Annotated in this window: 19 protein-coding genes; 9 read left to right on the top strand and 10 right to left on the bottom strand. The window is 65.1% G+C overall.

Annotation, left to right across the window (positions count from 1 at the left end):
- Positions 1 to 41: 41 nt before the first annotated feature.
- A complete protein-coding gene (locus ACDA63_RS14545; protein ID WP_373663994.1) occupies positions 42 to 1,085 on the bottom strand; it encodes a rod shape-determining protein in 1,044 nt (347 codons plus the stop codon).
- 205 nt (positions 1,086 to 1,290) lie between these two features.
- On the opposite strand from ACDA63_RS14545, the gene gatC reads away from it, so the two are divergent.
- From gatC to gatA, 3 genes are read left to right on the top strand one after another with little or no spacing between them, the layout of a single operon-like run.
- The gene (gene gatC / locus ACDA63_RS14540; protein ID WP_373663993.1) at positions 1,291 to 1,578 is read left to right on the top strand and encodes an Asp-tRNA(Asn)/Glu-tRNA(Gln) amidotransferase subunit GatC; all 288 of its coding nucleotides are present in this window, start codon (positions 1,291 to 1,293) and stop codon (positions 1,576 to 1,578) included.
- The gene (lpcA, locus tag ACDA63_RS14535; RefSeq protein ID WP_373663992.1) at positions 1,575 to 2,156 is read left to right on the top strand and encodes a D-sedoheptulose 7-phosphate isomerase; all 582 of its coding nucleotides are present in this window, start codon (positions 1,575 to 1,577) and stop codon (positions 2,154 to 2,156) included. The genes gatC and lpcA overlap by 4 nt, the downstream gene beginning before the upstream one ends.
- 48 nt (positions 2,157 to 2,204) lie before the next feature.
- On the top strand, positions 2,205 to 3,656 hold the full coding sequence (gene gatA, locus ACDA63_RS14530) for an Asp-tRNA(Asn)/Glu-tRNA(Gln) amidotransferase subunit GatA (RefSeq protein ID WP_373663991.1): 1,452 nt from the start codon (positions 2,205 to 2,207) through the stop codon (positions 3,654 to 3,656).
- A 94-nt stretch (positions 3,657 to 3,750) separates the two neighbouring features.
- Here gatA and ilvD read toward each other — a convergent pair whose 3' ends face one another.
- Complete coding sequence (gene ilvD, locus ACDA63_RS14525) at positions 3,751 to 5,610, bottom strand: dihydroxy-acid dehydratase (RefSeq protein WP_373663990.1); 1,860 nt, start codon at positions 5,608 to 5,610, stop codon at positions 3,751 to 3,753.
- A 100-nt stretch (positions 5,611 to 5,710) separates the two neighbouring features.
- Between ilvD and lgt the strand changes: the two genes are divergently transcribed.
- The gene (gene lgt, locus ACDA63_RS14520) at positions 5,711 to 6,598 is read left to right on the top strand and encodes a prolipoprotein diacylglyceryl transferase (protein ID WP_373663989.1); all 888 of its coding nucleotides are present in this window, start codon (positions 5,711 to 5,713) and stop codon (positions 6,596 to 6,598) included.
- A 6-nt stretch (positions 6,599 to 6,604) separates the two neighbouring features.
- Here the strand turns inward: lgt and ACDA63_RS14515 are convergent, their stop codons facing one another.
- Positions 6,605 to 8,011, bottom strand: a complete 1,407-nt coding sequence (locus tag ACDA63_RS14515; RefSeq protein WP_373663988.1) for a PLP-dependent aminotransferase family protein — start codon at positions 8,009 to 8,011, stop codon at positions 6,605 to 6,607.
- Positions 8,012 to 8,158: 147 nt separating this feature from the next.
- Here ACDA63_RS14515 and ACDA63_RS14510 point away from each other — a divergent pair, with 147 nt between their 5' ends.
- Both ACDA63_RS14510 and ACDA63_RS14505 read left to right on the top strand, forming a co-directional pair.
- Positions 8,159 to 8,575: a hypothetical protein gene (locus tag ACDA63_RS14510; protein ID WP_373663987.1), complete on the top strand. Its 417-nt coding sequence runs from the start codon at positions 8,159 to 8,161 to the stop codon at positions 8,573 to 8,575.
- A complete protein-coding gene (locus tag ACDA63_RS14505) occupies positions 8,514 to 9,458 on the top strand; it encodes a DMT family transporter (RefSeq protein ID WP_373663986.1) in 945 nt (314 codons plus the stop codon). The genes ACDA63_RS14510 and ACDA63_RS14505 overlap by 62 nt, the downstream gene beginning before the upstream one ends.
- 22 nt (positions 9,459 to 9,480) lie before the next feature.
- On the opposite strand, the gene xth is transcribed toward ACDA63_RS14505, so the two are convergent.
- Entirely contained in the window at positions 9,481 to 10,239 is a 759-nt protein-coding gene (gene xth / locus ACDA63_RS14500; RefSeq protein WP_373663985.1) for an exodeoxyribonuclease III, read from the bottom strand.
- 777 nt (positions 10,240 to 11,016) lie between these two features.
- Here xth and ACDA63_RS14495 point away from each other — a divergent pair.
- Together ACDA63_RS14495 and ACDA63_RS14490 are read left to right on the top strand one after the other, a co-directional pair.
- Complete coding sequence (locus ACDA63_RS14495) at positions 11,017 to 15,303, top strand: autotransporter outer membrane beta-barrel domain-containing protein (protein WP_373663984.1); 4,287 nt, start codon at positions 11,017 to 11,019, stop codon at positions 15,301 to 15,303.
- A gap of 211 nt (positions 15,304 to 15,514) precedes the next feature.
- Positions 15,515 to 16,456: a methyltransferase domain-containing protein gene (locus ACDA63_RS14490; protein WP_373663983.1), complete on the top strand. Its 942-nt coding sequence runs from the start codon at positions 15,515 to 15,517 to the stop codon at positions 16,454 to 16,456.
- Positions 16,457 to 16,509: 53 nt separating this feature from the next.
- Here ACDA63_RS14490 and ACDA63_RS14485 read toward each other — a convergent pair whose 3' ends face one another.
- Positions 16,510 to 18,447 carry a glycosyl hydrolase family 28 protein gene (locus ACDA63_RS14485; protein ID WP_373663982.1) on the bottom strand — a complete coding sequence of 646 codons (1,938 nt, stop codon included), beginning with the start codon at positions 18,445 to 18,447 and terminating at the stop codon, positions 16,510 to 16,512.
- On the opposite strand from ACDA63_RS14485, the gene ACDA63_RS14480 reads away from it, so the two are divergent.
- Positions 18,437 to 18,709: a hypothetical protein gene (locus ACDA63_RS14480; RefSeq protein WP_373663981.1), complete on the top strand. Its 273-nt coding sequence runs from the start codon at positions 18,437 to 18,439 to the stop codon at positions 18,707 to 18,709. The two genes, ACDA63_RS14485 and ACDA63_RS14480, sit on opposite strands and share 11 nt — an antisense overlap.
- 287 nt (positions 18,710 to 18,996) lie before the next feature.
- Here the strand turns inward: ACDA63_RS14480 and ACDA63_RS14475 are convergent, their stop codons facing one another.
- The 5 genes from ACDA63_RS14475 to ACDA63_RS14455 form a co-directional block, all read right to left on the bottom strand.
- Entirely contained in the window at positions 18,997 to 20,034 is a 1,038-nt protein-coding gene (locus ACDA63_RS14475; RefSeq protein WP_373663980.1) for a hypothetical protein, read from the bottom strand.
- A 7-nt stretch (positions 20,035 to 20,041) separates the two neighbouring features.
- Entirely contained in the window at positions 20,042 to 20,953 is a 912-nt protein-coding gene (gene flgL / locus ACDA63_RS14470; protein WP_373663979.1) for a flagellar hook-associated protein FlgL, read from the bottom strand.
- A 39-nt stretch (positions 20,954 to 20,992) separates the two neighbouring features.
- On the bottom strand, positions 20,993 to 21,727 hold the full coding sequence (locus ACDA63_RS14465; protein ID WP_373663978.1) for a flagellar regulator YcgR PilZN domain-containing protein: 735 nt from the start codon (positions 21,725 to 21,727) through the stop codon (positions 20,993 to 20,995).
- 4 nt (positions 21,728 to 21,731) lie between these two features.
- Positions 21,732 to 23,111 carry a flagellar hook-associated protein FlgK gene (flgK, locus tag ACDA63_RS14460; RefSeq protein WP_373663977.1) on the bottom strand — a complete coding sequence of 460 codons (1,380 nt, stop codon included), beginning with the start codon at positions 23,109 to 23,111 and terminating at the stop codon, positions 21,732 to 21,734.
- A gap of 77 nt (positions 23,112 to 23,188) precedes the next feature.
- A partial coding sequence (locus ACDA63_RS14455; protein WP_373663976.1) for a hypothetical protein occupies positions 23,189 to 23,961 on the bottom strand: 773 nt, incomplete at its 5' end.

Genomic DNA, 23,961 nt, shown 5'->3' with positions numbered 1-23,961 from the left:
TGATCTTCACCCTGCTGCCTCCTTGTTGCGTACTTCGTGTGTTACTCGGAGGCGAAGATCGAACCGAGCTTGTCCATTTTCTCGAGCGCCATGCCCGAGCCGCGCACCACGCAGGTCAGCGGGTCTTCGGCCACGATCACCGGCAGGCCGGTCTCTTCCATCAGCAGGCGGTCGAGGTCGCGCAGCAGCGCACCGCCGCCGGTCAGCACCATGCCACGTTCGGCGATGTCGGCGCCCAGTTCCGGCGGAGTCTGCTCAAGCGCGATCTTGACGGCCGACACGATCGAATTCAGAGGATCAGTCAGCGCTTCGAGGATTTCGTTCGACGAGATGGTGAAGCTGCGCGGAATGCCTTCGGCCAGGTTGCGGCCCTTGACTTCCATTTCCTTCACTTCCGAGCCCGGGAAGGCCGAGCCGATCTGCTTCTTGATGAGTTCGGCGGTGGTCTCGCCGATCAGCATGCCGTAATTGCGGCGGATGTAATTGACGATCGATTCGTCGAACTTGTCGCCGCCGACGCGCACGCTGCCGGCGTACACCATGCCGCCCAGCGAGATCACGCCGACTTCGGTCGTGCCGCCGCCGATGTCGACCACCATCGAGCCCGTCGCGTCCGCCACCGGCAGGCCGGCGCCGATCGCGGCGGCCATCGGCTCTTCGATCAGGTACACGTTCGATGCACCGGCGCCCAGGGCCGATTCGCGGATGGCGCGGCGCTCGACCTGGGTCGAGCCACAAGGCACGCAGATGATGATGCGCGGGCTCGGCGAGAACATGCGCGAGTCGTGCACCTTCTTGATGAACTGCTTGAGCATCTGCTCAGTGACGGTGAAGTCGGCGATCACGCCATCCTTCATCGGGCGGATTGCGGTGATGTTGCCGGGGGTCTTGCCGAGCATCTGCTTGGCGGCGTGGCCGACGGCCTGGATGGTCTTCTTCTGGTTCGGGCCGCCTTCGGTGCGGATGGCAACCACGGACGGCTCATCGAGCACGATCCCCTTGCTGCGCACGTAGATCAGCGTGTTGGCGGTACCCAGGTCGATGGCCAGGTCATTCGAAAAATAGGAGCGGAGGAAGCCGAACATGTATAGGTCCAGTGGCGCCGGACGCGGCAGCAGGTCGCGCTGAGGGGTGCCGGGTGGTTGGAAAACAAAATAGGCGGGTATGTTACCCTATTGCGCTTCAAGATTTGTGGTCGCATGTCGGCCCCAAGTGCCCATCTGACACAAGGTTTTGAACTGATTTGTCAGGAAAATTACGTAGCCGGGCATAACTTAATCGTCACCACCCATGTCCCTATCCCTCGATCAGGTTTATCGCATCGCGCGCCTTGCTCGCCTGGAACTATCGGCCGGTGAAGCGGAAGCCACCGCCAGCAAACTCAACGGCATCCTCGGGCTCATCGAGCAGATGCAGGCTGTCGATACCACCGGCGTTGCGCCCATGTCGCATCCGCAGGACGTGCATCAGCGCCTGCGTGACGACGCCGTGACCGAAACCGATCGCCGCGAAGCCTTCCAGGCCGTGGCTCCGGAGGCCGAAGCGGGTCTCTATCTCGTACCGAAGGTAATCGAATGAGCGCACGTTTCAGCCAACACTTGACCGAAGCCGCCGATCTGCTGTCGCGCGTACTGGCCGACCCGGGCATTCTGGCGCAGGCCGAAAAGGCCGGCGATCTCTTCGTCGAGGCGCTCAAGGCCGGCAACAAGGTCATCACCTGCGGCAATGGCGGCTCGCATTGCGACGCCATGCACTTCGCCGAAGAGCTGTCTGGCCGCTACCGCGACAATCGCCCGGCGCTGGCCGCGCTGTGCGTTTCCGATCCGTCGCACATCACCTGCGTGGGCAACGACTACGGTTTCGATTCCATCTTCTCGCGTCAGGTCGAAGCACTCGGCCGTCCCGGCGACGTGCTGCTGGGCATTTCGACCAGCGGCAACTCAGCCAACATCCTGGCGGCCATCAAGGCCGCCCGCGAGCGCGACATGAAGGTCGTGATCCTGACCGGCAAGGACGCCGGCAAGATGCGCGGGCTGGCCGACGCCGAGATCGTCGTACCGCACTTCGGCTACGCCGACCGCATCCAGGAAATCCACATCAAATTCATCCACGCCCTGATCGACCACATCGAGCGCGGCATGGGTTTCGTACAGTAACCATCGGCCGACGACGCGGGCCGCCAACGCGCCCCGCCGAAGAACAACATGACCGTCACCTCCGTCAAGACGCTTGCCGAACGGCTCGCCCAGAAAAAAGTCTCCAGCCGCGAGCTGACCGAGGACTACCTCGCCCGCATCGCGCGAACCAACGGCACCATCAACGCCTTCATCACGGTCGATCGTGACGGCGCATTGGCTGCGGCGGATGCCGCCGATCGCCGCATCGCAGCCGGCGAGGCCGGCCCGCTGACCGGCGTGCCTATCGCGCACAAGGATCTGTTCTGTACCGAAGGCGTGCTGACCACCTGCGGCTCGAAGATGCTTGGCAATTTCGTCAGCCCGTACGACGCGCACGTTGTCTCGCGCCTGAAGGAAGCCGGCACGGTCTGCCTGGGCAAGACCAACATGGACGAGTTCGCCATGGGCTCGACCAGCGAGAACCCCACTTTCGGCGCGGTCCGCAACCCGTGGAACGTCGATCGCGTGGCCGGCGGCTCGTCGGGCGGCGCAGCGGCCGCCGTGGCGGCGGGCATGGTCCCGGCCGGCACCGGCACCGACACTGGCGGCTCGATCCGCCAACCGGCGGCATTCACCGGCATCACCGGCATCAAGCCGACTTACGGCGTGGTATCGCGCTATGGCATGGTGGCCTACGCTTCGTCGCTCGATCAGGGCGGGCCGATGGCCCACACGGCCGAAGACTGCGCCCTGCTGCTCGGCGCCATGGCGGGCTTCGATCCGCGTGACTCCACCAGCCTGGACCGCCCGCTCGAAGACTACACGCGCGATCTGGCCCGCCCGCTCGACGGCCTCAAGATCGGCCTGCCGCGCGAGTATTTCGGCGACGGTCTGGCCGACGACGTACGCACGTCGGTCGAGGCCGCTCTGGCCGAACTGCGCAAGCTGGGCGCGACCACCGTCGAAGTAAGCCTGCCCAACACCAGGCTGGCGATCCCGGCCTACTACGTCATCGCGCCGGCCGAAGCCAGCTCCAACCTGTCGCGCTTCGACGGTGTGCGCTACGGTCATCGCGCCAGCGACTACAAGGATCTGGCCGAGATGTACGAGAAGAGCCGCGCGGAGGGCTTCTCGGCCGAAGTGAAGCGCCGCATTCTCATCGGCACGTATGTGCTGTCGCATGGCTACTACGACGCCTACTACATCAAGGCGCAGCAACTGCGCCGACTGATCGCCGAAGACTTCCAGCGCGCGCTGGGCCAGTGTGACGTCATCGCCGGCCCGGTGGCGCCGACCACGGCATGGGAAATCGGCAAGATGGCCGACGACCCCGTGCAGATGTACCTGTCGGACGTCTTCACGCTGGGCGTGAACCTCGCCGGGCTGCCGGGCATGTCGGTGCCGGTCGGGTTCGGTGCGGCCAACATGCCCGTCGGCATGCAGCTCATCGGCAATTACTTCGCCGAGGCACGCCTGCTCAACGTGGCCCACCGCTTCCAGCAAGCCACCGACTGGCATCTGCGCGCACCGTCGCTGTAAGCACAGGCGTCACCCGAGCCGCCACGCGCGGCGTCGGACGAAAAAAAGCCCCGGACCGCCAAGCGGCCGGGGCTTTTACTTTGTGTGCTGCCGATCAGCGCTGCACTTGGGTGACGTCGCGCACGGCGCCCGTGTCGGCACTCGTGGTGAGTGCGGCGTAGGCCTGCAGGGCGGCAGAGACCGAACGTTCGCGCGAAACCGGCTTCCAGGCCTTGGCGCCGCGGGCGTTCATGGCGGCACGGCGACGCTCCATTTCTTCGTCACTGATGGCCAGGCGGATGGTGCGATTCGGGATGTCGATCTCGATCGAGTCGCCGTCTTCGACCAGACCGATTTCGCCGCCCATCGCGGCTTCGGGCGATGCGTGGCCGATCGACAGGCCCGAGGTGCCGCCGGAGAAGCGACCATCGGTGAGCAGCGCGCACTGCTTGCCCAGCCCGCGCGACTTCAGGTACGAGGTCGGGTAGAGCATTTCCTGCATGCCCGGGCCGCCCTTCGGGCCCTCGTAGCGGATCACCACCACGTCGCCGGCATTGACCTTTTCACCCAGGATGCCGTCGACCGCGTCTTCCTGACTTTCGAACACACGGGCCTTGCCGGTGAACTTGAGAATGCTGTCATCGACGCCAGCGGTTTTCACGATGCAGCCGTTGCGGGCGATGTTGCCGTAGAGCACGGCCAGCCCGCCGTCCTGCGAGTAAGCATGCGCCTTGTCGCGGATGCAGCCCTTTTCGCGGTCGAGGTCGAGCGACTCGTAGCGGCGCTCCTGGCTGAAGGCCACCTGCGTCGGCACACCGCCGGGGCCGGCCTTGTACAGCGTATGGACCGGGCCTTCGGCGCAGCGCACGTCCCATTGGTTCAGCGCGTCACCCAGCGTCGGCGCGTGCACGGTATTGACCTTGGTGTTGAGCAGGCCGGCGCGGTCCAGCTCGCCCAGGATGCCCATCACGCCGCCAGCGCGGTGCACGTCTTCGATGTGGTACTTGTCGGTGGCCGGTGCGACCTTGCACAGGCACGGCACGTGGCGCGACACATCGTCGATGTGCTTCATCGTGAAATCCACACCGCCTTCGCGCGCGGCGGCCAGCAGGTGAAGCACGGTGTTGGTGGAGCCCCCCATGGCCACGTCCAGGCTCATGGCGTTGCGGAAGGCGTCGAAAGTCGCGATCGAGCGCGGCAGCACCGAGGCGTCGTCCTTCTCGTAGTAACGCTTGGCCAGGTCGACGATCAGGCGGCCGGCGCGCAGGAAGAGCTGTTTGCGGTCGGCATGCGTGGCGACCACCGTGCCGTTACCCGGCAACGACAGGCCGAGCGCTTCGGTCAGGCAGTTCATCGAATTGGCGGTGAACATGCCCGAGCACGAGCCGCAGGTCGGGCAGGCGGAACGTTCGATTTCAGCGACTTCGGCATCGGACACATGCGTATCAGCCGCCTTGACCATGGCGTCGACGAGGTCGAGCTTGATGATTTTTTCGGCGCCGCCAGTGTGGGCGATGACCTTGCCGGCTTCCATCGGGCCGCCCGACACGAACACCGTCGGGATGTTCAGGCGCATGGCGGCCATCAGCATCCCGGGGGTGATCTTGTCGCAATTGGAGATGCACACCATGGCGTCGGCGCAGTGGGCGTTGACCATGTATTCGACGGCGTCGGCGATGAGTTCGCGCGAGGGCAGCGAATACAGCATGCCGCCGTGGCCCATGGCGATGCCGTCATCGACGGCGATGGTGTTGAATTCCTTCGCCACGCCGCCGGCGGCTTCGATCTCGCGGGCGACGAGCTGGCCGAGGTCCTTGAGGTGGACGTGGCCGGGCACGAACTGGGTGAAGCTGTTGGCGACCGCGATGATCGGCTTCGAGAAGTCTTCGTCCTTCATGCCGGTGGCGCGCCACAGGGCACGGGCGCCGGCCATGTTGCGACCCTGGGTCGAAGTGCGGGAACGGTACTGCGGCATCGCGGCTCTCCTGGGGGTGCCGTGCTGGCGCAATGCGGGCGCGCGACACCTTGGTGTGGTTCAATGAGAAGATTTCAATTCTAACCGACCGTTCTGGCTCATGCTCGTCCATCCACAATTCGACCCGATAGCGCTGTCACTGGGCCCCCTGCACGTCCGCTGGTATGGGCTCATGTATCTGGTGGCCTTCATCCTGTTCCTGGTGCTCGGCAAGTACCGTGCACGCACCCAGCCCGCATTGGGCTGGAAACCCACCGACCTGGACGATCTGCTGTTCTACGGTGCGCTCGGCGTGGTCATTGGCGGCCGTCTCGGTTATGTGTTGTTCTACAAGGCCGACTACTACTTCTCGCATCCGCTGGAAATTTTCGCTATCTGGCAAGGCGGCATGAGCTTCCACGGCGGCTTTCTGGGCGTGCTGACGGCGTTGTGGCTCTTCGGTCGCCGCACCGGGCGTCACTTCCTGCAGGTGGGCGACTTCGTCGGTCCTCTGGTGCCGCTGGGCCTGGCGGCCGGGCGCATGGGCAACTTCATCAACGGAGAGCTTTGGGGCCGCGTGACCTCACCCTCGGCACCGTGGGCGATGGTGTTCCCGCAAGCCCGCGGAGAGGACCAGGCCGCAGTACAGGCCATGCCGTCACTGCAAGGCGCACTGCAGCCGTATGTCGACAGGCTCGATCAGCTTCAGCATTTCGGGCTCGCGCGCCATCCGTCGCAGCTCTACCAGTTCGCGCTCGAAGGCCTCTCGCTATTCCTGATCCTGTGGCTGTTCTCGCGCAAGCCGCGCCCGATGGGCATGGTCTCGGCGCTGTTCCTGATCGGCTATGGCGTGTTCCGCTTCATCGCCGAATTCGCCCGCGAGCCCGACGCCTTCCTCGGCCTGCTGGCGGCGAATCTGTCCATGGGCCAATGGCTGAGCCTGCCGATGATCCTCATCGGCATCGCCATGCTGGTGTGGTCGATCAAGCGCAAGCCAGCCACGGCATAACGATTTTCACCCGCGCGCGGCGAGCGCTTCGTTCAGGAAGCGCTCCAGCCGCACGTCATTGGCATACGCCACGTTGATGCGCAGATAGGGCGAGGGCTGCAACTGCGGCCGGAACACCTTGCCCGGCGCGAGCATGATGTCGTGCCGTTCAGCCTGTTCGGCCAGCCAGCTCACGTCTTCCTCGCCCGGCACCTTCGCCCAGATGAACACCCCCGAATCGGGAAAGCGGAACTCCAGCCCCGCCGATTCCAGCATGCGTGCTGTACGCACCGTCGCCTCGCCCAGTCTGCTACGCAAGCGTTCCACATGTTTGCGGTAGTGCCCGTCGCTCAGCAAGCGATGGATGATCTGTTCGGTAAACTCCGAAGTCGATACCGCCGTCAGCAGCTTGATGTCGGCAAGCTGCTCGGCCAGTGCGGGCGAACTGGCGACAAATCCAACCCGCACATTCGATGACAGTGTCTTGGAAAAGCTGCCGACAAACATCACGCGATTGAGCTGATCGAGCGACGCCAGTCGCGTAGCGGCCGCGGGGGACAGGTCACCGTAGGTATCGTCCTCGACAATCAGGAAGTCGTGGCGCTCGGCCGTCTGCAGCACGCGGTATGCAGTGGCCGGCGACAGATTGCTGCCGGTCGGGTTGTGCAGCACCGAATGCGTGATGAACAGGCGCGGCTTGTACTGCGCGGCCAGCGCTTCCAGTGCCTCGGTGTCGGGGCCGTCTTCCAGCCGCGGCACGCCGATCAGGTGCGCGCCCAGCAAACGCAGCGCGCCAAACAGATTGAAGTACCCGGGGTCGTCCACCAGCACCGTGTCGCCGGGCCGGACCATGAAGCGCGAAATCAGATCCAGCGCCTGCGTGGCACCCAGCGTCAGCACCATCTGGTCGGGCGCCGCTTCGATGCCCAGGCCGCCGAGCATGATGCGCAACTGCTCGCGCAGCGGACGATAGCCGTTGGGCTCGCCGTAGCACCCAAAGCGGGCCCCCTCCCCCGCCCGCGACATCAGCCGTACCGCTTTCTGCACGCCTTCGCTGTCGAGCCAACTCGGCGGCAGCCATCCCACGCTCGCCTGCAGCAGTCGCGGATCGGTCGACAGCGCGCGTCGCATCAGCCACGCCACATCGATGGCCTGCTGGCGCTGTGTCGCCGGCACGGCGCTGGTCACCGCGTCCTCGCGCGCCGCGACGAAGAACCCCGCGCCGCGCCGCGATTGCAGATACCCCTGCGCCACCAACCGGTCGTAGGCCTCCACTACCGTGAAGCGGCTCACCCCATGGCGTTCGGCAAGCTGCCGGATGGCCGGCAGGCGCGCGCCCGGGCGCAGCAGGCGGTCGTCGATGTGGCCGCGCACCGCTCCTACGATCTGGTCGACGAGAGGAACGGCGCTTTCCGGCGAGAGCGAAAGCTGCATGGATGGTTCTCCTGCACTGGCATGGCGAACCGACCGGTACAGTGCATTGAATCGATCGGCGAGGTGTATCGGTTAATACTCAGAATTGTCCGGTAGTGTCTGCTCCATACCGGCAAATCGTCAAGCCGGAACAACCGGAGCCTGATCATGGAACCTCCCCGAGACTTCATCCTCACCGCCGACGCCTTCGATCACCTCGCCCCGCTGTCCGCATGGCGCGGCGTGCTGGCCATCGTCATCACCGCCATCCTGCTGGGCGCCGTGACCTGGATCGGCCGCACGCTGCGTGTCGAAGACGCCGGCTCGCCCCTGCGCGTGGACGACGCCACGCAATCAGTCAGTTACATCGCCGACGCTGCCACGGGGGACATTCGCGTCATCAAGCTGCGCAACGGCATCGGCGAGTTGGCGCGCCTGCACGACGACCGGCGTGGCACCGTCACCGGGCTCGGCCTGTCGGCGGACGGGCGCGTGCTGACGGTGAGCGCGGCGGCCGAGCAATATGAATACGACACTCGCACGCATCAACTCATCCGCGCCCAACATGCCGACGCAGACAACTGAGCTGCGCGCAGTCAGCGTGCCCGCCACGAGCAACTTGTCCGGCCTCGGGCTGGGCCTGCTGGCCGTCGCAGCATTCAGCCTGACGCTGCCCGCGACGCGGGTGGCGGTGGAGAGCCTGTCTCCGGCCTTCGTGGGCGTGGGCCGATCGTTCGTCGCGGCCCTGCTCGCCGCGCCGCTGCTATGGATCACGCGGCAACGGCGCCCCTCGGCAGCGCAATGCAGACGCCTGGGCTATGTGATCCTCGGCGCCATCTTCGGCTTTCCGCTGCTCACGGCGTGGGCCATGCAGCACGCCAGCGCATCGCACGGCGCTGCCATCATCGGCTTGCTGCCTCTGGCCACCGCCATCATCGGCGCATGGCGCGCCGGGGAACGTCCGGGGGGCCGCTTCTGGCTGGCGGGTGTTGCGGGCAGCGCAATCGTCGCCGGGTTCGCCCTGTCGGCCGGTGCCGGCAGTCTGAGTCTTGCCGACCTCGCCATATTCGCCGCCGTGCTGATGGCCGGCATCGCCTACGCCGAAGGCGCACGCCTGGCGCGCGAGATGGGCGGATGGCAGGTGATCTGCTGGGCCTTGGTGCTGGCGCTTCCGCTGTTGGCGCCGCTGACGATCTGGTTCGCCTGGCAGCACGGATTGCCGCCGCCGTCGCGCGCGTGGCTGGGCTTCGGCTACGTGAGCCTGGTGAGCGCATTTCTTGGGTTTTTCGCGTGGTACCGAGCACTGGCCATCGGTGGCGTGTGCCGTGTCAGCCAGGTGCAGTTGCTGCAACCGTTCATGACGATTCTGTTCAGCGCGGCATGGCTCGGAGAACGCATCGACGCGGCCACCATCATCTGCGCGCTGGCCGTCGCGGCATCCGTCGTGATGGGTCGTCGCGCGAGCTGACCCATCACGCGCAGCGGCGCCGTCAGGTCAGTTCGACCACCACGGGTGCATGATCCGACGGACGCTCCAACGCACGGGGCGTCTTGTCGACGTGGCACGACTTGACTGCCGGGACCAGGGGCTGCGAGACCAGCAGGTGGTCGATGCGCAGCCCGAAATTGCGGCGGAAAGCGAACATCCGGTAGTCCCACCACGAATAGCAGCGTTCCGGCTGCTCGAACAGGCGGAACGCATCGGTCAGCCCCAGGCCGATGAGCGCACGGAAAGCCTCGCGTTCGGGCGGAGAGACGTGGATCTCATCCTTCCAGTCCGGATGCGCATCGCGCTCGTCCGGCGCAATGTTGTAGTCGCCCGCCAGCACCAGCGCCGGGTGGCTTTCAAGTTCTTCCTTCAAATAGCCTGTCAGCGCCGCCAACCAACTGAGCTTGTACGCGAACTTGTCCGTGCCCGGTGCCTGACCGTTGGGGAAATACGCGCATACCACGCGCGTGTCGCCCACCGTTGCAGCGATCACACGCCGCTGTTCGTCATCGAACCCGCGAATGCCGAAGGTCACGTCAGTCATCGGGCGACGGCTCAGGATCGCCACGCCGTTGTACGTCTTCTGCCCGAAGAAAGCGGACTCATAGCCAGCCTCGACCAACGCTTCGACGGGGAATGCCTTGTCCTCGCACTTGAGCTCCTGCAGGCACAGCACGTCAGGCTGATTGGCCGCCAGCCATTCAAGTACGTGGGGCAGGCGGACCTTGAGTGAGTTGACGTTCCAGGTGGCTATTTTCATATCCGGCATTTTTACGTTGGGGTACGGGTCCGCAAGCATACGGTCTTCATAGCGGCTGCGCATATAGAAAGGCCTCACGCCGCAATGTGGCGGAATGCACAGTGCGCCATCACGTATGCAGTGGGACGGTCGCGCCAGGTATTTTGTTGCTGGCGAGCGCACCCTCGTCGCCGCTCCGACCGATCGCCACCGCTCGATAGCTGCCACATGTGCCTGTCGAAAGATCTCCGGCGCACATCCTAAGGATGACCATCCGATGTCGAGAGCCCTACGCACGATTCGCCTTGTTGCGGCGGACATTGCGCGATCGGGCCTCGGCAGCCACGTCAAATGTGACGGATCGAAAAAATCGCAGGCACCGGACCGCGCCTTTGGCCTGATGCGCCCTGTACTCGTTTGGGGCGCACCACGTGCGATGCCATGAGCGCTCCGCCCCGCCATACAAGCATATCGCCCCGTGAATCGGCTCGCGCGGTCCTGCTTCCGAGCGGCGCAGTTACGATTCGCGATATTTTCGCCAGCGGAACAGTTACGCACAGCCCCAGAAGTTCAGTCTGACAAGCTCAGACCTGTCCGAGATACAACATTTGTCGCCCTCTCTACACTCCGCGCGATTCAGGACTACGAGCACATCAACATGACCCGCTCCGCATTGGAGCCACGTCGATGTCGCCGGTCAGCAACGCAGTCGTTTCGCGGCCCAATGAACACAGACCCCGGGCCGGCCCGATTCGATTCCACACAGTACGTGATCGTGAAAGGTAGAGGACATAGACGATGAACCGCTCGTATAGAACCGTTTTCAACCAGAGCCTGGGCGTCTGGCAAGCTGTCTCGGAAGTAGCAGTCGGTCATGGCAAATCGGGGCAAGGCTCGCAACGTGGCAACTCCGAATCCATTCCCTCCGGCCGCCGTGGCCGAAGCCTGCTTTGCGCGACGTCGATAGCGGGGCTCATGGCGATCCTGCTGGGCACGACCCCCGCGCAGGCGGTCACGACGACATGGTCGAGCAGCGCATCCACCAGCGATTGGTTCACGGCAGGCAACTGGGTCCGTTCCCCGAGCGGCACGCCGGTCGCGGGCGACATTACCTATATTGGCAACACGACACCGGCCGGCGCCGCGGCCAGCGGCAACGTAACCATCGGTTCGGGCAGTGCGGCCGCCAGCCAGATCTGGCTTGGCTACGCAACGGGCACGGAAGGCCTGCTGACGGTCCAGTCCGGCGCAAACCTCAATGTGACGAGCTCGCTCTCGGTCGGACGCCTGGGCAGCGGCACGCTGAACATCGCCGGGGGTACGGCCAGCGTCGGCGGCACTTTCAGCCTGGGCGGCTACAGTGGCTCGGCGGGCGGAGACGGCCACCTGCACATCAGCAACGGCGGCACGCTGAATACGACCAGCACCAGCAGCGTGGTCGTTGGCTATCTGAGTGGCACGCCGCAGAGCACCGTCCTGATCGAAGGCCCAGGGTCGACGTGGAACGCCAATAGTTCCGTGATCCTGGGTGGAAGAGGCTCCGGCTCGGGCGACATGGTCGTCCGGGACGGTGGCCTGCTCAACCTGACCAACCCCTCGAACTCGGGTACCAATCTGGGCCTTGGTCTTGCCGACTACACGGGCTCGACCGGTTCGTTGACGATTACCGATCCGGGATCGAAAGTCGTTTCGACCCCCGGCATCATGGTTGGCATCCAGGGGACCGGTACGGTCTCGGTTGTCAACGGCGCGACGCTCGAAACGGGCTCCGACCTGGTCGACTACGACTATCTCGGCTACCTTGCCGCCAGTTCGACCGCCCCTCGCGCGGAAGGGCACGTGGTCGTCGACGGAGAGGGCTCATCGTGGATCAATCACACGGGACTGGTCCTTGGATACACCGGCATCGGCACCCTTACCGTCAGCAACGGAGCCAGCGTCACCAGCACCTATGACAGCTACATGGGCATCAACGCCATCACCGGCGCGGCCAACGCCGCGCATGGCGAGGCCCTGATCACCGGCGACGGGTCCATCTGGACGACCGGAACGCTCGACATGGCGCTGTACAACGGCGCCGATGCCGTGCTCACGGTGACCGACGGCGGCACGCTCAAGACGACGGATGCCGCTGGCATCAACAGCGTCGGCACTGGCGGCCAGGGCACCATCAATATCGGCGCCGCACAGGGAGAGGCTGCAGCCCGACCCGGCACGCTCGACACCTCGATCGTCAACCTCGGCGCGCAAGGTACGCTGGTCTTCAACCACGACAGCGCCGACTACGTCTTCGCACCGCAGATCGGCAGCGTGGCCGCAACGAACGGCACCGTGGACCAACTCGCCGGCACGACGATCCTTACCGGCGACAGCAACACGTTCGAAGGCCAGACCAACGTCAACGGCGGCATCCTGCGCGTTGACGGCACGCTGGGCAACAGCGTCAGTTCCGTCGTGGTCGCATCTGACGCCACACTCGGCGGCAAGGGGACCATCGGCGGCAACGTGACGATCGAAGACGGCGGCATCCTCGCGCCGGCCGCGGCCGGAGATGTGAGCACGCTGACCATCAACGGGAATCTCGCGCTCAATAGCGGCTCGATCCTCAATTACGGATTCGGCCAGGCCGACACTGTCGGCGGTACCTACAACGATCTCACCGTGGTCAACGGCGACCTGACGCTGGCGGGCACGCTGAACGTGGCGGTCACGCCCGGCGGCACTTTCCTCCCGGGCGTCTATCGCGTCATCAGCTACGGCGGCAGCCTGACCGACAACGGCCTCGCGCTCGGCACGATGCCTGAAGACAGCATCGAAACCGTCCAGACCTCGGTCGCCGGGCAGGTCAATCTGGTCGTCGGTTCCGAAAGCCAGCCGCTGACGTTCTGGGACGGCGACGCCGGACCGCATGGCGACGGTGCCGTCAATGGCGGCAACGGTACGTGGCAGAGCGGCGCCGGCAACGACAACTGGACGGACAGCACCGGCGGGCAGATCGGCCATTGGGCTGACGAAGGCTTCGCCGTGTTCATGGGCACGCCGGGCACGGTGACGGTCGACAACAGCCTGGGGGCGGTCAGCGCTTCGGGCATGCAGTTCGCCTCCGATGGCTACCTCGTCCAGGGCGATGACATCACCCTGGTGGGTGCGGCCTCCACCCCGGGGCAGGCGATCATCCGCGTGGGCGACGGTACGTCGCTGGGCGGCGGATACACGGCGACCATCAACGCCAACCTGACCGGTGACGCACAACTGGTCAAGGCGGATCAGGGCACGCTCGTGCTGAACGGCAACAACAGCTATTCGGGCGGCACAGCGCTCGATGGCGGCACGCTGCAGGTCTCGGCGGACCACAATCTCGGCGCGGCGTCGGGCGCGCTCAGCTTCGACGGCGGCACACTCAACACCACGGCGGACTTCGCCACGGCCAGGGACGCTACGCTGAATGCGGGCGGCGGCACGCTCGACATCAATGCCGGCACCACGCTGGCAATGAGCGGCGCGATCGATGGCAGCGGATCGCTGACCAAGACCGGCGACGGCACATTGCTGCTGACGGGTACGGCCAATCGCTACACCGGCGACACGAACGTCTCGGGCGGCACGCTGCAGGCAGGCGCGGCCAACGCCCTGGGGGCGAACTCGGCGGTGACGGTGGCAGCAGGCGCCACGCTGGACGCCAACGGCCTCGACCAGACCATCGCCGGCCTTGCCAACGCAGGCAAGGTGAACATCGCAAGCGCCAACACGGCCGCCATGCCAGGCGCGGTGCTGACGGTGACCGGCGACTACGTCGGCAACAACGGTAGCGTGGCACTGGGCACGCAATGGAGCGACGACAGTTCGCTCCATGATCAGCTCGTCATTGGCGGCAACGCCTCGGGTTCGACCGCGCTGCAGGTATTGCACCGGGGCGGCGGAGACGGCGCCCGCACCGAAGTGGGCATCAATCTGGTCAAGGTGGGCGGCACCAGCACTGCCGATGCCTTCTCGCTTTCGCCGGACTCAGACGGCTATCGCGCGGGTTCGACGGGCGTCATCGCCTCCGGCCCCTTCAACTACACCCTGCGTCAGGGCGGCAACGGCGGCAATGCCAACGACTGGTATCTCGTGTCCGACGGGTATCGCCCGGAGGCTGGCTCCTATCTGGACAACCAGTTGGTAGCGATGCAGTCGCAACTGCATACGCTGCACGATCGGCAATCGCAGGCACCGGGAATGATCGGCGACGCCTCGAACAATCCCGACGCGAATAGCTGGGCAAGGGTGCAAGGCGCCTTCAGTCATCGTAACGCCGGCGACTTCACTGCCAACGATGACACCTACCTGCTGCACCTGGGCAGCGACGTGGCACGCTGGAACGTGGGCGAGGAAGGCAGCCTGCGCGTGGGGGCCATGGGCATGTTCGTTCATAGCTCGGGAACCACCACCGCGCAGGGTTCCGATCGGTCGAACCAGAAGGTCGACGGTGCGAGCCTGGGCGCCTACGCAACCTGGTATGGCCGCAAGGACACGCTTACCGGCCCCTACGTGGATGCCTGGCTCATGGGCGGCGCATTCGACAACAAGGTGACGGGCAGCGGCCTGCCGGAAGAAAAGTATCGCTCGAACACGTATACGGCTTCGCTGGAAACGGGCTACGGCTTCGAACTGCACCGGAACGCGAACGAAAACGGCAGCACGCAGGTGATCCTGCAGCCGCAGGTACAGGTGACCGCCTCGAAGTACGATGCGGACGATCACGTCGAGCAGGGCGGCACCGTCGTCTCGGACCTGAACGCCAGCGCGGTGACCACGCGCCTGGGTGCGCGCCTGTATGCAGACATCCAGAAGGGGGCCGGAAACGACGCCAGCCGCACGCGGCCGTTCGCCGAAGTGAACTGGCTGCACTCTCCGGACTCGCACAGCGTGAGCCTGGACGGGATCGGCGTGCGGGACAAGCTGCCGAGCGATCTGGCTGAACTCAAGCTCGGGGTGGAAGCCAATGTCCGTCCCAACCTTTCGCTGTGGGGCTGGGGCGGAGTGCAGGCAGGCAATGGCTACACCAATGCGAGCATCAACGCGGGGCTGCGCTACTCCTGGTAACGGCAACACCTGAGCGATCCGTCGCCATCACTTGCACGGCGCCTTCGCGTGAGCGGAGGCGCCACTGCACCAGACGCGGCCGCCCAGACACACAGGCAGCGGGGAATCCTGCGCACCGCTGCGACGTAGCGCACACCGCTGCTCACATGGTCTATTGAAGCGCCAAACCGGCCTCGCTACGCTTGGTGCCCCACTCCATGTGGTCGCCAACATGCACGATTCACGCGCTGTTCCTTTTGTGTGCCCCATCGACCATGGCGTGCTTGAAGCCCACGGCGACTGGCTGGTATGCGTGCAATGCGCCCAGCGCTATCCAGTCGTCGGCGGCAAGCCGGTGCTGCTCAACGAGGCCAACAGCGTCTTTCGCATCGCCGATTACACCGGCGGCAACGCCTACGGTGGCGCCAGTGCCTATGGCACGGCGGGCGACGGCAGCCGTGGCCTCAAGCGGCTGTATCACCGGATTGTCTACACCTTGTCCGAATCCGGCGCAGGTCCCGCTGCGCCGTTCAGCGCGAGCGATGCCGTGGCCGCAGTGCAGGCGGCGGACCCCGATGCGCAGATCCTCATCATCGGCGCGGGTGAAACCAGCTATGCCGGCAACATCACCTATACCGACGTCGCCTTCGGCAAGAACGTGCGGTGCATTGCCGACGCGCACGACCTGCCCTTTGCCGACGGCTCGTTCGACCTCGTCGTGGCCTGTGCCGTGCTCGAACACGTGGCCGACCCGGCGCGCTGCGTGGCGGAAATGTGGCGCGTGCTCAAGTCCGACGGCCGGGCATATGCCGAGACGCCCTTCCTCCAGCCCGTGCACATGCGCGAATACGACTTCACGCGCTTCACTTTCCTCGGCCACCGGCGCCTGTTTCGCTTCTTCGATCAGATCGAAGCCGGCATCAGCAGCGGCCCCGGCATGTCGATCGCATTCGTGCTGCGCACCACGCTCGCCAATAGTACCGAGCATCGTGCGCTGGGGGCGGTGCTGCATCTGGCCGGACTCGTGTTGAGCTATCCGCTGAGACTGCTCGACCACATCTTCACACGGAGCAACGGCGCCTACGACTCGGCGTCCGCGCATTACTTCTTCGGGCAGAAGCGCGAGACCGCCATCCCGGACCGCGACATCCTCCAGTTCTATCGCGGCGCCTAGAAAAAAACGGGCTCCCGAAGGAGCCCGTCGCACCACGTTGAACTACGCCTCGGTCACGGCGCAGTCGGCGTGACGTTGGTGAACGTGAGCCCCGGCGAATTGGAGATCACCCACGGCGACGCGGTCGCGCCCCAGTTCGTGATCGTCATGTTCGTGAAGCTGCTGTTCTTCAGACGGCTGATGCTGGTCGGCTTGGCGTTGGTGACCTTCACCGTGTCGAACGCGACGTTCTCGTGGAACGTCTCGGCATAGCCCAGCGTGGCGTCCGCTCCGTCGTAGCCGTCCACCGAGATCAACGCACCCCCGGTCGCGCTGCTGCCGTTGTCCACCGTCACGCGCTTCACGGTGATGTCGCGGAACTGCGCGGAGTTGGCGGCGTTCTCGAACACGTTGCTGCCGGCGCTGTACGACAGCGTCATGATGAACGGATTGCCGTTGGTGTTGTTGGTGAAGCTCTTGCCACCCGCGGTGACCGCGTTCTTGGTGCCCACTTCGCGCATGGCGATGTCGCGGAAAACGATGCGACGCGCGCCACCACCGGTCGCCGGCGTGCTCTTCAGGCGCAGGCCGTTGTCGGTCATGAACATCACGTTGTCTTCCGCGAGAATGTCCTGGATCCACGCGCCCGTGTGGCTGCCGGCCACCACGCCGCCGTGGCCTTCGCGCATGTAGTTGTTGAAGATCCACGCATTCTGCTGCGGCACCACGTTCTGGTAGTTCTTGCCCTGGCCGGCCGCGAAGTTGATGTTGTCATCCCCGCTGTCGACGAAGTTGTTGAACACCACCGCCATGTTGCTGTTGCCGAACTCAACGCCATCGGCGTTGTTGATGTCGAACGTCTGCGTCGTCGTGTTGGTGAACACCACGTTCTCGCTCTCGACGAACATCACGCCGTGGTAGGCCGGGTTGATCAGCTTGAGGTTGCCGAAGTACATGTTGGTCACACCCCGGAAGGTGGCCAGGCTCGAACGGCGGTTGCTGTAGAAGTTGGCGTTCTGCTCGCTGGTCAGCGTGCCGCCGACTTCCGCTTGCGCCGCCAGCATCTGGTTCTTGGCCAGCAGGCCCAGCGTGGACCACGTGCTCGAACTGCCCGCCTTGAATGCGGCCAGACCGTTGCCGAGCTCATCGACCGTGTCGGTGGCCGTGCGCGTCCAGCCGTTGCCATCCAGCGTCCCCTTGCCGGTCACGCGGATGTTCTGGAACACACCGCGCGTCTCGTCGTAGCCCTGGTGATCGGTCAGCGCGGCGGCGCCGTTCATGTGAGCCGGGTTCAGCGTGTTGAGCAGCGACGGCGGACGACGGTCATCCGTACTGTTGGTGAAGTAGCTATAGAGCTGGTAGCCCTTGCTCAGCGGGAACTCCGCCGCATCCGTCGTGCCGCGCAGCGTGGCGCCTTCGGCGATTTCCAGCGTCATGTTGCTCTTGAGGAACAATGCGCCGGTCAGGAAGACCTTGCCGCTCGCCGCATCCGCCGGGACCACCACCTTGCAGCCGAAGGCCGACGTCGAACCGCTCGAACATTCGTCGATGGCGTTCTGGATGACGGTTGTGTTGAGCGTCGTGCCGTCGCCCTTCGCGCCGAGCGTCGCAACGTTGTAGACGCGCGTGATGGTCGGCGCCGTCTTGACGACGACCTTAGCGCTGTCGGCAGATTCCTTGCCCGCGCCGTCCACCGAACGCACGGTGAGGGTGTAGTACGTATCGGGTGTCAGACCGGTCACACGGAAGTTCTGGAAAGTGACCTTGGTGTGGAAACCGGCCGTGTCATCCGCGTAGAAACTATCGATGTACGGCTTGGCCACCGAATTCGTGGTGTTGTTCTGTGCGGCGCTGCCCAGCTTGGCGCCGTCCAGGTACACGTTGTAGTCGACCACGTCGGTGTAGACGTCCGGCTTGTTCCAGACCAGCGTCACGCTGGTGTCGTCGTACGCCAGCGCCGGTACGCACGGATTCTGCGGCACGGTATTGTTGGTGCCGTTGGTGGCCTTCACGTTGATGGCCGAGCAGGCCGCGCTGATGGTCGGCAGGCTGCTGGACGAACTGGAAGACGACGAGGACGAACTGCTCGAAGACGACGAACTGGACGTGCTTGAAGAACTCGATGAGCTGGAAGCGCTCGATGAACTGACTGAACTGGACGAACCGGAGGACGACCCCTCGTCGTCATCCGATCCGCACGCCCCCAGCAGACCCGTGATGATTGCAGCCAGCAGCAAAGTCTTGCCGTGGCGGCCTTTTTGCAGTGCCATGTGATTCCCCTTTGGTGAGATGACGCGAGCCCCAGGCGCCACGCGGCGCAGCGGGCCTTCTCTTGCAATCCATTTCCGGACCTCCATGGCGGACGTCGAGAAACGTCCTGCCGGCCCTACAGGGCGTCGGACTGGCAATCCATGTGCCGGAATGTTGTTTGGCAAAATGTAACACCAAGTTACAGCTTTTTCCGGCCGGGCAACCGATTTTGGTGGTGCACAACCGGACAGAGGGGATTTTCGTGGGAAGAAAACGACAGCCGCTCGGTGCGCCCATCGTCGGGGGACAAATCAGTCAGGCAAACGCATGAGGGCGGCGACGCGTTCGCGGCTCACGCCGGCCGCCGCCGGCGCCACCGCTGCGACGGCTTCGAAGCCGCCGCGCGAGGCCAGCGAGCGGAAGGACTCCGCCATCGCCGCCGCGCGGGCCGCACCCTCCGCGCCCGTCACCGCCTCGCTGTCGCGCGCCATCGCAACCAGTCGCTCGCCGGCCTGCCGACCCGCGGCATCCAGCAGCATGCTGGCCTGGGCGGCGGCGTGCAGCGTCTGGCGCTGGGCCGACGTGGTATCCACGCGCCAATTGTCAGGCTGCAGTGTTTCGGCGACGGCGTCGGTCCGCGGCCGATTGAACTGGCCGGTCGGAAAGCGCTGGCCGCCCCCTTTGACCAGCAAGCTGTCGCGCACTTCCGGCCACGCTGTTTCAGCCGTGCGGAATTGCAGGCTGCCCTGAGCGTCGCGCTCCACGCGCACACCCAGCGGCGACAGCGCGCGGTCCAGTCGCGATTGCGTCGCCTGGGGCGCAGCCTCGGCATCCAGCACGACCGGCGCAGACAGCTTGCCGCGCACCGAAAACTGCAAGGTTTCGCGTTCGGCTCCGCCCACGCCATTGCTGTCGTCGAGCCCGCGAATGCGAAACCGTTGCTGCGCGCCGCCCGCATCCACGACGTTCAACGCACCGTCGAGCCCGCCGCCCGTGGCCGTTGCTCGCGTACGCCACAGCGCACCGAAGTCATCCAGTGCCTGTTGTGCCGGACGGTCGGAAAAAGCCTGCCCGGTGAGCGTGTCGCTCAGAGCACTCTTGAGCGTGCCAAGACTGCTCCGGGCGCGCTCTATGAATGCCAGCGTCCGCTGCGTACCCGCAGCCTCGGCGTTGCGCGCGGCGTCCTGGCTGCGCAAGCCGCCGCGCAGCGCGGCCGTATTCGTCGTCAGTGTGGTACGTACCGTCGACCGACCGCCCGTGGCGGTGGCGCTGCCGGCTGCCTGCGGGGCGGCGGACGACGCGGTGCCCGCGGCGGGCGACTGGCGCGTGGCGAGAGCGGAAACCTGCATCACGACCTCAGATGATGTCGAAGAGCGACAGCTTGCTCACCTGCGCATACGCCTTCTGCGTCGCCTGCAATGCCGTGGTGTAGCCGTTGAGTTTGACCGCCGCGTCGCCATAGTCGAGCTGGCCGAGGTCGATCAGCGCCTGCTGGTTCGACAGACTCACGTTGGCGTGATTGGTGTCCATCGTCTCGAGAATGTTCTGCATGCCGCCCAGGCCGGCGATCTTCGCACCCAGCGTACCCATGCTGGCGTCGATGCTCCCGAGCGTGGCATTGAGCTGCGCGCGCGTGGTGGCGTTGTTCACGTCCGCGCCCGGCGCCTGCAAGGCCTCGACCGTGCTTTCGAGCTGGTTGAGCGTGTCGGCCAGTTCTTCGACGGTGACGTTGGCAGCCTGCGTCACGCCATTGCCGACCACCACCATCTGTTTGCCCAGGTTGCCATTGAAGCTGTAACGCATGCCCAGGGGTGCGGCCGAATCGTAGGTGATCGCCGCGCTGCTGGTCGCGGTGCCGGAAAACAGATAACGCCCTTCCTGGTCGCGGCTGTTGGCGTTGTAGAACAGGCTCTGCGCCAGCGCCGTGAGTGATGAGGACATCGCCGCCACGTCGTCTTCGCTGTTGGCGCCATCGAGCGCCCACACCATCAGGTCGCGCGCTTCTTGCAGATCGGTCGTCATGCCGTCCAGGCTGGTCTCGTTCTGCTGCAGGCGAACGCGCAGCGCGCCGATGTTGTCGCGGTACTGCGTCAGCGCGGCTTCTTCACGCGTCAGGCGCGACAGGCGCACATGCGTGACGGGGTCGTCCGACGGCAGTTGCAGCTTCTGGCCGGTGGCCATCTTCTGCATGATCTGCTCCAGACGGGAAGACGCCGCCTGCAGGGCGCTGTTCATCGTGCTGTGGTACTGCGTGCTGGCAATGCGCATGTCGCTGTATTCCTTGCTGTCTCTTTCGATCGCGGGCCTTCAGCGCCGCGTACTGCGTTGCGCCAGACGATCGAGCGCGTGGCGCAGAGGTTCTTCCGCCTCGGGCGCCAGCGCTTCGAAGCGGCACCCGACCAACACCAGCCGGCCCAGAAGATACGAATTCCACTGGCGGACCGAACAGACGTTCATATCTGCCACGATGTCGCCGTCATGCCCGAGCGCCAGGCGCACACTGCGCAGGTTGCGTCCGACGTAGACCAGCTTGCCGTCCACCGGCGCCAGCCGCAGACCGACGCCACCAAGGGCGAGGTTGTCGACGCCCGCTTCGCATTGCCGGGCACCGAGCATGAACTGTGCGCGGAACGGCAAGCCGAGCGGCGCCTCGAAACGCGAATACCGGCGCCGTTGCAGCCGGATGATGAACGGCGGCACCTTCAGCCCCAACCACGTCGCGGCGATGCCCTCGGGCGCGCTGTCGCACGTGAACTGCAACTTCACGCCGTGCAGCGTGGCCACGAACAACAAGGGCGCGGCCGGCGGCGCAATCGGCTCGACGGTCTCGAACACGAAGCGCCCGGTCGACATGTCCACCGCCGCCAGCCAGCCAAGCACCCGCTCGCCGCCCGCCGGGTAGAGCGTAACGATGCACTTGCTGTCGGCCAGTGCGCGCAGTGCCACTTCGATTTCGAGCGGATCGCTCACCTCGTAGGCGGACAGATCCGCCCCCGACTGCACCGGCTCGCTGACGCTCGTCTCCGGAATGACGACGGACATGCCGTCAGCCCATCATCGCCAGCGTGGCGTCGAACAACTCGTTCGCCACTGCAATCACCTTCAGGTTGGACTGGTACATCTGCTGATACTGGATGAGGTTGATTGCCTCCTCATCGCTGTTCACACCGCTGGTCGACTTCCAGCTTTCCTCGGTCTGGTCGCGCACGGTCTGCGCGGTACCGAGCGATGCCTGGTTCTGCTGGCTCGCCATGCCCAGGCGGCCCACCAGTTGCGTCACCGCGTCACCCAGGCTCACGCTGCCGAGAGTGCCGAGCGTGAGCGTCTGACCCTTGATGTCGATGACCTTGAGCAGGTTGCCGCTGTCGCCGGGCAACGTCGCGTCGGACGAAAATCCCAGGTCCTGCGCCACGATCGAAGCGTTCACTTTGAGCATGCCGACGGCGCTGGTGGCGTCGAACTCGAACAACGCCACGCCCGGCGTACCGTCCTGCGCGTAGCCGGCCATCAATTGCGTGTTCACCTTGCTCGCCATCTGGCTCGCCATATCGGTGATCGACTGCATCATCGGCAGCAGCACGTTCTGTTCAACGTCGTCGAGGCCGCCAAGCTGCCCCCCGAGACTGCTGCCGGTGAGCGTGTAGTTCTCTTTGCCGAACACCACCTTCAATGTTTGCGAACCGTCGGTGTTGCCCTCGGCGCTGACCGTCGCCGCCAGCCCGCCCACCACCAGCGGCTGGCCGCTCTTGAACGAAATGCTGCGCGAGCCATCGGCCTGGTCGATCACCTGCACCGACACCATGCTCGCCAGCGAATCGATCTTGCGATCACGCTCGTCGATCAGGCCGGACGCATTCACACCCGTCGCCTGCGTGGCGGCGATCTGCTTATTCAGAGCAGCGATATCGGTCGTCAGGGTATTGATCTGCGCCACCGCCGTGCTGCGCTGCTGCTGGATCGCCAGACGCTGGCTGGACATCACCTGGGTCAGGCTGTTGAAGCGCTGCGCCAGTGCGTCGGCGGCAGTGATGACCTGCTGGCGCAGCGGGCTCGACGTCGGCTCCACGCTCGCCGCGTTGAGTGCCGCAAAAAAGGCATCCACGCCCGCGTTCAGGCCGGAGGTATCGTCGCCCATCACCTGTTCGAGCTGCGTCAGGTACGGTTGCGACACCGTATAGCGGCCCAGGTTGGACGCCGCGTTCCACATCTGCACGCTCTTGTAACCATCGGAAAAGCGCAGCAGCGAGGACACCGCCACCCCACCGCCGGCCGCCAGCGGGCCGCTCTTGGCCGGCTGGATCGAACTGAGCAGCACGCCCTGGCGCGTGTAGCCCTCGGTCATCACGTTGGCGATGTTCTGGCTGGTCGTGTTCAGGCCGGCTTGCGCTGCCAGTGCACCGGTCAGCGCGTTGTTGATGGTGCTCATGCTCGGGCTTTCGTGTTGGGGTCGGAGGCGATGGTTTTTCGGCTCATCGTGGATAGGCGACCCATCCGGCGTTGGACTTAAGCGCGTGCCTTGTCGGCGGGGAGTATCTGCTTGAGGATGGCGTCGGCAATGCCGAACGCGCGCTGGCCGGCCATGACGTCGGCGAGTCTGGCGTCAGCCATCTCGAGCATGTCCTGGTTGATCGGGTCTTTCGACGGGCTGTCGTCATCGGCCAGCTCGCGGGTGGTGCGGCGCATTTGCTGGAGCATGCTGGCGATGAAGAAAGATTCGAACTTCTCGGCGGCGGCTTCGACCTTGGCTCGGTATTTGGGGTCGAGGGTATCGGGGCTATTCGCGTTGTCGGCCACGGCGGTGGCTGTGTCAGCAATGCGCGTATCGGCGGTGAGTTGTGGATCGATGTTCATTTGTTTTTTCGCGCGTTGTTGCGGGTTGAACGATTTCCTGTTGCCGACGGTGTAGGGCGGAAGAGTGAAGCGTCCGCCATTGCATCCCATGCGCGCAGCGTTGAAAGGCCCTTTCTTGCCTGCGCTTTCGTTTATCGACCGTCGTCTCGACTGCTCATGTACGTTGGCCGGGAGTTCGCCCCGGCGAGCGAGTAACTTCTTTGTTATCGACAAAGAAGTCACCAAGAAAGCGACCCCACAGCGTCGCCCGCCTTCGGCGGGTCCCCTGCGCTGCGCGGTCGAGAAGGCGGCTGCGGAACTCGCCTCCTGCGTCGGCTCAGACAGTCCTCGCCGACCCCGCTGCGCGGGGCAACCTTCTCGCCCTGTGCTGCTCGGCGACGCTGAATGGGGTGCCCACACCACACAACATGGTTGTTCGAGCGAAG

Origin of the sequence: Uliginosibacterium sp. sgz301328, from assembly GCF_041807905.1 — a bacterium.
GTDB lineage: Bacteria > Pseudomonadota > Gammaproteobacteria > Burkholderiales > Rhodocyclaceae > JBGVSA01.
This window is presented reverse-complemented; position numbering and strand designations above follow the sequence as displayed.